Source organism: Bacillus fonticola (assembly GCF_012955605.1).
Lineage (GTDB): Bacteria > Bacillota > Bacilli > Bacillales > JC228 > Bacillus_CG > Bacillus_CG fonticola.
The window spans coordinates 1-12,844 of sequence record NZ_CP052135.1 but is presented as its reverse complement, the minus strand read 5'-3'; the positions used below and the strand labels follow the sequence as shown (position 1 = coordinate 12,844).

Here is a 12,844-nt window from a genome sequence, read left to right as displayed (position 1 = left end):
GTTTGCGTATGATCTAGTTTTCAAGGAACAGATTGGTGGAGCCTAGCGGGATCGAACCGCTGACCTCCTGCGTGCAAAGCAGGCGCTCTCCCAGCTGAGCTAAGGCCCCAGTAATTATAAGAATGTTTATAAAAGTAAAGAGATGGTGGGCCTAAGTGGACTCGAACCACCGACCTCACGCTTATCAGGCGTGCGCTCTAACCAGCTGAGCTATAGGCCCCTTTTCTTCACAAAACAAAAAACCGTTTTGAAGGTTGTTGAACCTTCAAAACTGAACACAAGTTCGCTGCTAGCGTCGTTTTGTATCGTCACCTAAGTGACGAGTTTTCCTTAGAAAGGAGGTGATCCAGCCGCACCTTCCGATACGGCTACCTTGTTACGACTTCACCCCAATCATCTGTCCCACCTTCGGCGGCTGGCCCCAAAAGGTTACCTCACCGACTTCGGGTGTTACAAACTCTCGTGGTGTGACGGGCGGTGTGTACAAGGCCCGGGAACGTATTCACCGCGGCATGCTGATCCGCGATTACTAGCGATTCCGGCTTCATGTAGGCGAGTTGCAGCCTACAATCCGAACTGAGAGTGGATTTGTGGGATTGGCTCAGCCTCGCGGCTTTGCGACCCTTTGTTCCACCCATTGTAGCACGTGTGTAGCCCAGGTCATAAGGGGCATGATGATTTGACGTCATCCCCACCTTCCTCCGGTTTGTCACCGGCAGTCACCTTAGAGTGCCCAACTGAATGCTGGCAACTAAGATCAAGGGTTGCGCTCGTTGCGGGACTTAACCCAACATCTCACGACACGAGCTGACGACAACCATGCACCACCTGTCACTCTGTCCCCCGAAGGGGAACCCTCTATCTCTAGAGGTAGCAGAGGATGTCAAGACCTGGTAAGGTTCTTCGCGTTGCTTCGAATTAAACCACATGCTCCACCGCTTGTGCGGGCCCCCGTCAATTCTTTTGAGTTTCAGCCTTGCGGCCGTACTCCCCAGGCGGAGTGCTTAATGCGTTTGCTGCAGCACTAAAGGGCGGAAACCCTCTAACACTTAGCACTCATCGTTTACGGCGTGGACTACCAGGGTATCTAATCCTGTTCGCTCCCCACGCTTTCGCGCCTCAGCGTCAGTTACAGACCAGAGAGCCGCCTTCGCCACTGGTGTTCCTCCACATATCTACGCATTTCACCGCTACACGTGGAATTCCGCTCTCCTCTTCTGCACTCAAGTCCTCCAGTTTCCAATGACCCTCCACGGTTGAGCCGTGGGCTTTCACATCAGACTTAAAGGACCGCCTGCGCGCGCTTTACGCCCAATAATTCCGGACAACGCTTGCCACCTACGTATTACCGCGGCTGCTGGCACGTAGTTAGCCGTGGCTTTCTGGTAAGGTACCGTCAAGGTACCGCCCTATTTGAACGGTACTTGTTCTTCCCTTACAACAGAGCTTTACGATCCGAAAACCTTCTTCACTCACGCGGCGTTGCTCCGTCAGACTTTCGTCCATTGCGGAAGATTCCCTACTGCTGCCTCCCGTAGGAGTCTGGGCCGTGTCTCAGTCCCAGTGTGGCCGATCACCCTCTCAGGTCGGCTACGCATCGTTGCCTTGGTGAGCCACTACCTCACCAACTAGCTAATGCGCCGCGGGTCCATCTGTAAGTGATAGCCGAAGCCACCTTTTACCTTCAGATCATGCGATCCGAAGGGTCATCCGGTATTAGCCCCGGTTTCCCGGAGTTATCCCAGTCTTACAGGCAGGTTACCCACGTGTTACTCACCCGTCCGCCGCTAACTTTAGGGAGCAAGCTCCCTAAAGTCCGCTCGACTTGCATGTATTAGGCACGCCGCCAGCGTTCGTCCTGAGCCAAGATCAAACTCTCCATAAAAAGAGAAAGCTCTTAACTGTCTTACTTTAAAATCAACGACGACCGTATCCATTTGGATTTGGTCTTACTAGCAGGTTTGTGTTCAGTTTTCAATGTTCAAGGAGGAAAGGCTAAGTGCGCGACGTCCTGTCGCAACGCCTTTCTGACCCGCATCGTGTGGGTCCAAAACATCGCTTGTTCTCATCGGCGACTTTTATAATTTATCATCTTTAACTCTAGGTGTCAATAACTTTCTTTAAAAAATAAGGATAGGCGAAAAATAGAAGGAGAATGACTGCTATCCTTATAGGAATTAAAATGAGATGACTTCTTGTATATGGACACCTCTTACTTTCGATAACGGGATGATTTCCTCTGATTGTTCCAGCCTTACCATTGGTTTCGTAGGATTCTGCTCATCTATGAATACGATCTCTCCGCGTCTTCCATCTGTTAATTCGACTTTGCTTCCTACCGAGAAAGAACTAATCGTTTTTAGTAGAACGTCGACAACCTGCAAATCGAATTGCCCAAATTGTTTATGGCGAATCTCTTCTAATACAGCATAAGGTGACTGTCTTTTTTGGTGCTTGCGTTGAGAAGTCATAGCATGATAAATATCGGCTACTCCAATAATTTTAGCAAACCGATGAATCCGAGCTCCATTTTCTCCGAATGGATATCCACTTCCATTAATGCGTTCATGATGTTGGAGTATGGCAACTTTCACAGAATCTGAAACAGTAGTTAGACTTTGCACCATACGGTAGCTATAGGTTGGGTGTTGTTGCATCTCCTGTCGCTCAGTCTCATTGTAGGTTCCCTTTTTCATTAATAAGTGTTGATCTAGCTTTGCCATTCCGCAGTCAGATAAAATCGCAGCCATTCCTACTTGCATGATCTCGCCTTTTGCGTAGTGGAGCTGCTTTGCAATATAAGCGCAAATAAAGGCACAGGCTACCCCATGGTGAAAGAGGTAATCTTCCTCGGTAGAGTACGTGGGGATTTGTAAAACGTGCTGTGCTGTAATTTCTTTATCTTCTAAAATAGGGTAAAGAAGCATACGAACAGCGGATACCTGGATCGGTGCACCAGATTGCCAACTTTTAAACTCTTTTCGTATCGCCATTACTGCTGCTTCGTATTTCTCTTCAAATGTTGCTGGTACGAGTAACTCTTTTTGTACAAGTTGTTCTTGCTCACGTTGCTTTTCTTTATTGGTGGGAGGATTCTCGTTTTGTGGATGAATAGGAGAGCCATCTTCCTTTGTATTTTCTACTGTTACTTCTTCCACTGCAAAAGAACGGAGTACCTCTAAGTGAATCTCTTTGAATACGGTCCCCTTTGTTATAAGTGGTTTAGTCGTTCCCATAATATCTCGCTGTAAGATGTAACCGATCTCTACTTGTTCTCGTCTTAGCTTCATAGCACACACCCACCTACGCTGAAAATTTCTCGATACGAACATCTTCCTTTCTATATCGACAAAATGTCTTCTATCTTAAGGAAAATGAGCACCATAAGAAAACATTCATGAGCGCTGAGTACTTAACCATGCACGGAAACTGGTCACAAAGCAGTCGAGTTGCGATGAAGGCGGTGCGAGTGGAGCTCCAAATAATTTAGGGAGTAAGCATCCAAAGTTGTTCTCCAATGAGACAATTAACACGATTTCAGGAGTCTGCGTAACTCCGCCCCTTTTCCACAAGAATAAAAAACTGGAGCAGATGCAGTGTGTCGCATCTACTCCAGTTGCCTTGTTATTCATTCAAATCTGTTGCTTCTTCCAAAGTTTCTTCTACTTCTTCTACTTCTTCTTCATCTTTTGCAACCCGTGCGATGGTAGCTACATGGTCTTCTTCCCCATTTAGGCGAATGAGTTTTACACCTTGCGTATTACGACCCGTTTGGGAAATATCCTCGGTAGACATACGGATCAAAACCCCGCTCGCCGTGATGACCATGAGATCTTCATCACCTTTGACCGCTTTCATACCGACAAGCTGCCCGTTTTTGTCTGTAATGTTACATGTTTTAATTCCTTTACCGCCTCGATTTTGTCTACGGTATTCAGTTTCCTTCGTTCGCTTACCGTATCCTTTTCTCGTAACGATTAATACGTCATCATCTTCTTCTAAAATTTCCATTCCGACGACTTCATCATCTTTTCCGAGATTGATGCCTTTCACTCCTGCTGCCGTTCTTCCCATCGAGCGGACTGCATGTTCCGGGAAGCGTATGAGCATCCCTTGCTTCGTACCAATAATAATTTCCCGCTCCCCGTTTGTCAGTTTCACGGAGATCAGTTCATCCTGCTCACGCAACGAAATCGCGATGAGTCCCGAAGTACGAATGTTGGCAAACGAAGAAAGTGATGAACGTTTAGACACACCTTGTCTCGTGGTAAAGAATAAGTACCAATCATCCGTGAATTCACGGATTGGGATGATCGCGTTCACCCACTCCCCTTTTTCCACTTCCAGTAAGTTGATAATTGGAATTCCTTTTGCCGTCCTTGAGTACTCTGGAACCTCATATCCTTTTGAACGATACACTTTTCCTTTATTTGTAAAGAAAAGGAGCGTATCGTGTGTCGATGTGGTGAGTAGATGTTCAACAAAGTCATCTTCATTCGTTCCCATTCCTTGAATCCCTCGGCCGCCTCTTTTTTGAGATCGGTACGTAGTAGCTGGGAGTCGTTTAATGTAGCCATTGTGTGTAAGTGTCACAACGATTTGTTCCTCAGGTATAAGGTCCTCGTCTTCGATATGTTCGAAACCGGTTATCGCAATTTCAGTTCTACGCTTATCGTTAAATCGCTCTTTTATTTCTGTGAGCTCATCCCGAATGATTTCTAAAACTTTTTCCTCATTATCAAGGATATCTTTAAGCTCGGCAATCAATTTCACTAACTCGTTATACTCATCTTCAATTTTCTCGCGCTCCAAACCAGTCAAACGTTGCAAGCGCATATCTAAAATAGCCTGTGCCTGTTTCTCAGAGAGACCAAAGCGTTCTATCAATCCATTACGGGCGATGTCGGCTGTTTGTGACTCTCGAATAAGCGTAATGACTTCATCCAAGTGGTCGAGAGCAATGCGCAACCCTTCTAAAATGTGGGCACGCGCCTCAGCTTTACGCAGTTCAAACTGTGTTCGTCTACGAATGACGACTTTTTGGTGATCCAGATAATGAATTAAAGCCTGTTTTAAGTTCAATACTTTTGGCTGGCCATCCACAAGAGCAAGTGTGTTTATTCCAAAGCTCGTTTGCAAAGCTGTTTGCTTGTACAAGTTATTGAGTAGCACGTTAGCATTGGCATCTTTGCGCACTTCAATGACCATACGCATTCCATTCCGATCCGATTCATCTCGCAAATCGGTTATGCCATCAATCTTTTTGTCTCTGACTAGCTCTGCAATTTTTTCAATGAGCTTTGCTTTATTTACTTGGTACGGAAGTTCGTGTACGAGAATCGTTTGCTTTCCGTTCGCTTTTTCTTCAATCTCTACACGCGCACGTATGGTAATCGAACCACGACCGGTTTGGTACGCCTTACGAATCCCACTCCGTCCTAAAATAATCCCTGCTGTCGGAAAGTCAGGTCCTGGAATGTATTCCATGAGCTCCTCGATCGTAATATCCGGCTGTGCACTCAGTGCTAAAACACCATCAATTACTTCACCAAGTTGGTGAGGCGGGATATTTGTTGCCATGCCGACAGCGATACCAGACGATCCATTCACGAGCAAATTTGGGAACCTTGCAGGTAGTACGACTGGTTCTCTTTCCGCACCATCGTAGTTATCTTGGTAATCAATCGTGTCTTTTTGAATGTCCCGGATAAGTTCCATCGAAATCTTCGACATTTTCGCTTCGGTGTAACGCATTGCTGCAGCAGCATCACCGTCAACAGAACCAAAGTTCCCGTGACCATCTACGAGCATGTAGCGATAGTTAAAATCTTGTGCCATACGCACCATCGTGTCGTACACAGCTGAGTCTCCATGTGGGTGATATTTCCCGATAACTTCTCCAACGATCCTCGCTGACTTTTTGTACGCCTTATCTGCCGTCATACCAAGATCATTCATTGCATACAAAATGCGGCGATGAACTGGTTTCAAGCCATCGCGTACATCCGGTAACGCACGCTGCACGATGACACTCATCGCATAATCTAAAAACGATGTACGCATCTCTTGGCTTATGTTAATCCCACGTACATTTGAACTCGGTATATCCGCCATGTGTGTTCCTCCTTCAAAACAAGCTTCCATGAGCTAACATTTTTCACAAACTCACGTGTGTAAAAAAAGGAAAAGAACAGGGGCGTTAAGTGTAGACCCCTGCCTAAGAATAGTGACTGCATTACTGTTTGTTAAAGGGTACTGCCTTAGATGTCTAGGTTTTGAACGTACAAGGCATTCTCTTCGATGAATTGACGTCGGGGTTCAACGCGGTCACCCATCAAGATTTCAAAGGTTTCATCCGCCTCGATCGCGTCCTTTAAATCCACTTGAAGCAGCGTACGCGTTTCTGGATCCATCGTGGTGTCCCATAGTTGCCCTGCGTTCATTTCCCCTAGACCTTTGTAACGCTGAAGTGCCGGTTTCGGTTGTTTCGGCATCTCTAATAAAATCTGCTCCATCTCTTTATCGTTGTAGGCGTATTCAATACGTTTGCCTTGTTGAATCTTGTAGAGTGGCGGTTGTGCAATGTAGACAAATCCGGCCTCAATAATTTGACGCATGTATCGATAAAAGAATGTAAGCAAGAGTGTGCGAATGTGAGCCCCATCGACATCGGCATCTGTCATAATAACGATTTTGTGATAGCGCGCTCTGGAAATATCAAAATCTTCTCCAATACCTGTACCGAGGGCTGTGATGATTGCCCGCACCTCATTGTTGGAGAGAATTTTATCCAACCGTGCTTTTTCCACGTTAATAATTTTTCCACGTAGGGGCAGAATAGCTTGGAAATGTCGATCTCGCCCTTGTTTAGCTGATCCTCCGGCTGAATCTCCCTCTACTACATAAAGCTCGCTGATTTTTGGATCTCTAGATGAGCAATCTGCCAGTTTTCCTGGAAGACTTGATACTTCTAATGCAGATTTTCGCCGTGTCAGTTCACGTGCCTTTTTTGCTGCGACACGGGCACGAGATGCAGTCAAACCCTTTTCAACAATTTTTCGAGCAACAATTGGATTTTCGTACATAAAGGTTTCAAAAGCATCTGCAAAGACCGAGTCTGTAATAGCGCGTGTCTCTGAATTTCCGAGTTTTGTTTTCGTTTGACCTTCAAACTGTGGGTCTGGGTGCTTGATCGAGACAATAGCTGTCAACCCTTCGCGTACATCCTCTCCGATCAAGTTCGGATCCGCCTCTTTAAACAAGTTATTTTTGCGTGCATAGTCATTAATCACACGCGTTAGGGCTGTTTTAAAACCGAACTCGTGGGTACCGCCTTCATATGTGTGAATATTGTTGGCAAACGAGTAGATATTACTCGTGTATCCATCGTTATATTGTAGAGCTACTTCTACAGAAACCCCGTCCTTATCGCCTTCCATGTAAATCGGCTCTTCGTGCAAGGCTTCTTTGGATCGGTTAATATGTTCAACGTACGATTTAATACCGCCCTCGTAATGATAGCGAACGTCTTTACCCTCTCCACGCTTGTCGTAGAGTAGGATTTCAACACCTCTGTTAAGAAAAGCGAGCTCCCTAAGTCGATTTGCGAGAATTTCAAAGTCATATTCGACCGTTTCCGTGAAAATCTCAGGATCTGGTTTGAAGTGCGTAACGGTTCCAGTTACATCTGTCGTACCGATGACTTCTAAGTCTTTTTCAGGTACTCCTCTGTGGTAACGTTGGTAATACTGTTTCCCACCTAGATGTACAGTGACTTCTAACATCGTAGACAGTGCGTTTACGACGGATGCACCCACTCCATGCAATCCACCTGATACTTTATAGCCTCCACCGCCAAACTTTCCGCCTGCGTGTAAAACCGTCATGATTACTTCTACTGCAGGTCTACCCATTTTTTCTTGAATTCCCACCGGTATTCCTCGCCCATTGTCTTGAACAGTAATAGAGTTGTCCTCTTCAATGGTGATCGAAATAGTTGAGCAGTACCCTGCCAATGCTTCGTCAATACTATTATCTACAATTTCCCATACTAGATGGTGCAAGCCTTTTGCACTCGTTGTCCCAATGTACATGCCTGGACGTTTTCGAACGGCCTCGAGCCCTTCCAGTACCTGTATTTGGTTCTCATCATAAACAGGCTCTTGATTTTGCTTTTCTTCCATAGTCATTCTTTTCACCTGCTCTTTCCAACTGATCCGACTAGTACTTTTTTCTTAATATTTGCTGAGGAATAGGAAGAAAAATAGATAGTCTGCTCTGTGATGACCATACTCTTCGCATTCTGTCTTCTACTGTGTACAACACTTCGTTCGTTCGCCTGCAAAAAATCAGTGCACAGTTCCGCAGATGCGATGTCGATAATGGCGATAATGTCCTTGGCCCTTACAATGGCTTGATCACTTACGTGTACATACATCTCATCACCTCTAACAGTCAGGCTGTGTAAATGCGCCTGACCATGCTTAAAACCTGACTGTGCCTATATTTGAAAACAGACATTAAGTTTTCGTTACTTTCCCTTGGTGAACATGAAACGTTTCTGCTTCTTCTAATGTTTCATGATGAATGCCTTCAGTGCTCGTTGTCGTCACAAATGTCTGGACTTTCCCTTGGATGGTATGAAGAAGATGAGACTGTCTGTGATCATCAAGTTCTGACAACACATCATCCAAAAGCAACACTGGATATTCCCCAATTTCTCCATGGATTAACTCGATTTCAGCCAGCTTTACTGATAGAGCTGTGGTGCGTTGCTGCCCTTGTGAACCAAACGTTTGAACATCCCGATCATTAATCGAAAAGGTAAGGTCGTCTCGATGCGGACCTGCTAGCGTTACGCCACGTTCCCATTCTCGTTCTCTTTTTTTTACAAACGTTTCTCTTAATGCTGCTTCTATCATCGTCAAATCTGATTCCGCTGATACATCCACACTGGGTTTGTAGAAGATTCGTAACGCTTCTTTATCGCGTGTGATGCCAGCATGAATAGGAGCGGCCCAAGTTTCTAATAAACGTATAAACTGAAAACGTTTCGCCATAATAGGAACTGCACATTGTACGAGTTGCTCTGTGTAGACATCATACATTTCTTCCAGTTTACTCGGTTGTCTTCCGTATTTTTTTAGGAGTGAGTTGCGTTGTTGTAACACCTTCATATATTGCCCCAAAGTGTGTAGATAGATAGGTGACACTTGGCCAAGTTCCATATCTAAAAATCTTCTACGCACTTGTGGACTCCCTTTTACGATGGTGAGATCTTCTGGGGCAAACATGACGACATTAAAGTGCCCAACATAACGACTCAGCTTTGCTTGCTCTAGGTGATTAACTTTCGCTTTTTTCCCCTTTTTGCTAAGCACAAGTTCCATTGGTATACGATCTTCTTTTTTTTGGATAGTCCCTTTTATTTTAGCATACTCTTTGTCCCATTGAATTAAATCTTTATCCGTAGACGTTCGATGAGATTTTGCCATAGCTAGAACGTAAATGGACTCCATGACATTGGTTTTTCCTTGAGCATTTTCCCCGATTAAGACATTTACTTTATTGCGAAACGATAGCGAGACATTTTCGTAGTTTCGGTAGTTTCGCAAGCTTAGCTCTTCAATAAACATCGCTTCGACTTCCTTTACGTTCGAGCTGATACTTCAAAAGAGCGTTCCCAACTTGGAATTTCGATTGCATCACCAGGACGGCATTTTCGCCCTCGTCGCTCCTCCGCTTCTCCATTTACAAACACCTGGAATTCTTGCAAAAAAATCTTTGCTTGTCCTCCAGACTGAATCACTTCAGCAAGTTGCAACAACTGACCGAGGGTAATGTATTCTGTTTCTATGGGTATTTTTTCCAATATCCTCACGCACCTTTTCGTTCCTACCCTCCATTGTACTAAACATTAGATGCTTTACGCAAAGACACTCGATAACCAAAAACAAAAAGGAGAACCCCTGTCGAGATCCCCCTTTTCATAAGCTGGACTTTTAGAATGTACGTACTGGTGTGATGAGTTGCATGAACTGCTCCTCTTCATCGCTACGAATGACAAATGGCCTCATAGCACCCGTAAATTGAATACGGACATTGCTACCCTCCATCGCTTTTAATGCTTCCATCATATATTTTGCACTGAAAGAGATTTTCAAATCTTCTCCTTCGAATGCATTCGTTTCAATTTTTTCTACTACTTTCCCAATCTCTGGACTATCAGAAGATAGTTCTAAATTTTTATTTTCCAGTGTGGATAACTTCACGACGTGGTTACGATCGTTTCGTGCAAATAAAGACGCTCGGTCAATTGCTTGTAAGAATGCTTTTGTACTTACAGATACTTCTGTCTTGATTTCTGTAGGGATTAGTCTTGATGTATCAGGATAATTTCCTTCCAGCAGCCGGGACAGAAACAGTAGATTCTCCGAGCGGAACAAAATATGGTTTGCTGTGATCAGAACTTCTACCTCTTCTTGGGTGTCATCTATAATTTTATTTAATTCATTCAAACTTTTACCTGGAATAACCGCACTAAAAGATGCATCACCTGTTTCTAATTGCACATCACGGAATGCCAGACGGTGACTATCCGTCGCGACACTTGTTAGGCTACCATTTCCGATCTTCCAGTTAACCCCTGTGAGAACAGGGCGAGTTTCAGAAGTAGACACAGCGAATACAGTTTGACGAATGAGCATACGGAGTATATTGGTTGGCAAAGAAAATGTATCCTGCTCTTCAATTTTCGGTAGACGAGGATATTCATCAGCATCTAAACCGTTTAATCGGAATTGTGCGTTTCCAGATTGAATTAAGATTTGCGTTCCATTTTGTACGTATATTTCTACGTCTTGTTCTGGAAGTTTTTTAACGATTTCGCTGAAATAGGCTGCAGGAAATACAATACTTCCTGGCTCCTCTATGTCAATATACGTCCGTTCTTCATCCTCACGAGGTAAAAACGTCTCAATGGAAATATCAGAATCACTTCCAGTTAACGTCACGCCTTCTTCTGTCACAACCATTTTAATACCTGTCAAAATAGGAATGGTTGTGCGAGAAGAGACAGCTTTCATTACATCTTGCACGTTTTCCTGTAGCTGTTTCCGGTCAATGGACACTCTCATGTTCTTTGCCCCCACTTGTCAGGCATTTGAGAAACGCTCGCATTCGTTGCCTATGCGCCTGATTGTATTAGTACTGAATTCTTCAGGTTATTAATTTGTATCATTTTTAAGAAAATCGCTCAAAAATTCCGGTCCTCGAGATTTTCGCTCCTCAAAACTTTCGCAGAATTCATTGTCCTTATTTCGAATAAAACTTTAATAATATGGTTTAAAAATATAGTAAAAGTACTAGTAGGCACTGTGGAAATGTGGATATCTCAAAAAAAGGCAGCGCCATAGAGTTATTCACATGTGGACAGTCTGTGCGTAAGTCCGCACTTTTTTCCGCGTGTTATTCACACTGTGCACAATGGTTATCCGGACAGTTGATCACGTATGTTTTGAATTTGTTTTTGTAATTGCGTGTCTGTATTGAGTAGCCTAGAGATCTTTTCGTGTGCGTGAATCACTGTTGTGTGATCTCGTCCACCAAATTCTTCACCTATCTTTGGCAAAGAAAAGTCTGTCATCTCTCTCGATAGGTACATAGCAATCTGTCGAGGATACGCTACTGATTTTGTGCGTTTTTTCGCGACAAAATCTTCTAGTTTAACAGTAAAGAATTCCCCGACAATACGTTGAATATCCGCAATCGTAATGACTTTTGGTTTTGCACTAGGAATGATGTCCTTTAATGCTTCTGCAGCAAGATCTGGATTTATATCTTTATTGATAAGAGAAGAATACGCTACAACGCGAATAAGCGCCCCCTCTAACTCTCGAATATTGGAGTCAATTTGGTTAGCAATATAGAGCATAACCTCATTTGGAATATCAAGTCCTTCAGCCTTTGCCTTTTTGCGAAGGATGGCGATCCGTGTTTCTAAGTCTGGCGGGGTGATATCAGTAATAAGTCCCCATTCAAATCTTGATCGTAGCCGGTCTTCTAATGTTGGAATCTCCTTAGGCGGACGGTCACTTGAAATCACAATTTGCTTGCTTTCATCATGCAGTGTGTTAAACGTATGGAAAAATTCCTCTTGGGTTTGTTCTTTTCCAGCAAGGAACTGAATATCATCTATTAGCAGCACGTCCACATTCCGATATTTATTACGGAATTCGACAGTTTTGTTGTCACGAATTGAGTTAATAAATTCATTGGTAAACTTCTCTGAAGATAGGTAAACGACTTTTGCGTCTCGCTTATGCTCGAGTACGTAATGGCCGATTGCATGCATTAAGTGCGTTTTTCCTAAACCTACTCCTCCATAAATGAATAGCGGGTTGTATGCTTTTGCTGGTGCTTCTGCTACGGCTAAAGACGCGGCGTGGGCAAAGCGGTTACCAGAGCCAATGACGAACGTATCAAATATATATTTATTGTTGAGCATATGCCTTGGATGTTCTGATTGAGCTGAGGTTTTCATTGGTTTTTTCACCTTTTTCGGCGGTAGAGTGATATCGGTATCTGTCTCTTTTTCTGTTTGTGGAATAATAAACTTCACATCTAGGACTTCTCCAGTCAGTTCTTGGATAATATTACCGATCATGCCTGTATAATGTCCATCAAGCCAATCTCTAGCAAACTCGTTAGGTGCTTCTACAACAATATGGGTTTCATGAATGGAGTATCCTTTTGTAAATTTAAGCCACGTTTCAAAGCTTGGTTTGCTGATTTTCTTCTGAATCTTAGCTAACACTTGACCCCACAGTTCTTCCAAATTATCCAT

General features: G+C 44.0%; 8 protein-coding genes, 2 tRNA genes and 1 rRNA gene. All 11 read right to left on the bottom strand.

Annotated elements, in window-relative coordinates:
• Positions 1-33: 33 nt before the first annotated feature.
• Positions 34-109, bottom strand: a tRNA-Ala gene (locus HHK01_RS00055).
• Between the two features lie 34 nt (positions 110-143).
• A tRNA-Ile gene (locus HHK01_RS00050) sits at positions 144-220 on the bottom strand.
• 114 nt (positions 221-334) lie between these two features.
• Positions 335-1,885 (bottom strand): 16S ribosomal RNA (locus tag HHK01_RS00045).
• A 292-nt stretch (positions 1,886-2,177) separates the two neighbouring features.
• Positions 2,178-3,290 (bottom strand): HD-GYP domain-containing protein, encoded by a 1,113-nt coding sequence (locus HHK01_RS00040; protein WP_170005859.1) that lies wholly within the window; start codon positions 3,288-3,290, stop codon positions 2,178-2,180.
• A gap of 334 nt (positions 3,291-3,624) precedes the next feature.
• Positions 3,625-6,114, bottom strand: coding sequence for a DNA gyrase subunit A (gyrA, locus tag HHK01_RS00035; RefSeq protein ID WP_170005858.1), 2,490 nt, complete (start codon positions 6,112-6,114; stop codon positions 3,625-3,627).
• 146 nt (positions 6,115-6,260) lie between these two features.
• A complete protein-coding gene (gene gyrB / locus HHK01_RS00030; protein WP_170005857.1) occupies positions 6,261-8,183 on the bottom strand; it encodes a DNA topoisomerase (ATP-hydrolyzing) subunit B in 1,923 nt (640 codons plus the stop codon).
• A gap of 11 nt (positions 8,184-8,194) precedes the next feature.
• Positions 8,195-8,437 carry an extracellular matrix regulator RemB gene (gene remB / locus HHK01_RS00025; RefSeq protein WP_170005856.1) on the bottom strand — a complete coding sequence of 81 codons (243 nt, stop codon included), beginning with the start codon at positions 8,435-8,437 and terminating at the stop codon, positions 8,195-8,197.
• Between the two features lie 82 nt (positions 8,438-8,519).
• Positions 8,520-9,635: a DNA replication/repair protein RecF gene (recF, locus tag HHK01_RS00020; protein WP_170005855.1), complete on the bottom strand. Its 1,116-nt coding sequence runs from the start codon at positions 9,633-9,635 to the stop codon at positions 8,520-8,522.
• A gap of 14 nt (positions 9,636-9,649) precedes the next feature.
• The gene (gene yaaA / locus HHK01_RS00015) at positions 9,650-9,871 is read right to left on the bottom strand and encodes a S4 domain-containing protein YaaA (RefSeq protein WP_170005854.1); all 222 of its coding nucleotides are present in this window, start codon (positions 9,869-9,871) and stop codon (positions 9,650-9,652) included.
• A 130-nt stretch (positions 9,872-10,001) separates the two neighbouring features.
• Positions 10,002-11,135, bottom strand: coding sequence for a DNA polymerase III subunit beta (gene dnaN, locus HHK01_RS00010; RefSeq protein ID WP_170005853.1), 1,134 nt, complete (start codon positions 11,133-11,135; stop codon positions 10,002-10,004).
• 353 nt (positions 11,136-11,488) lie between these two features.
• The gene (gene dnaA / locus HHK01_RS00005; protein WP_170005852.1) at positions 11,489-12,844 is read right to left on the bottom strand and encodes a chromosomal replication initiator protein DnaA; all 1,356 of its coding nucleotides are present in this window, start codon (positions 12,842-12,844) and stop codon (positions 11,489-11,491) included.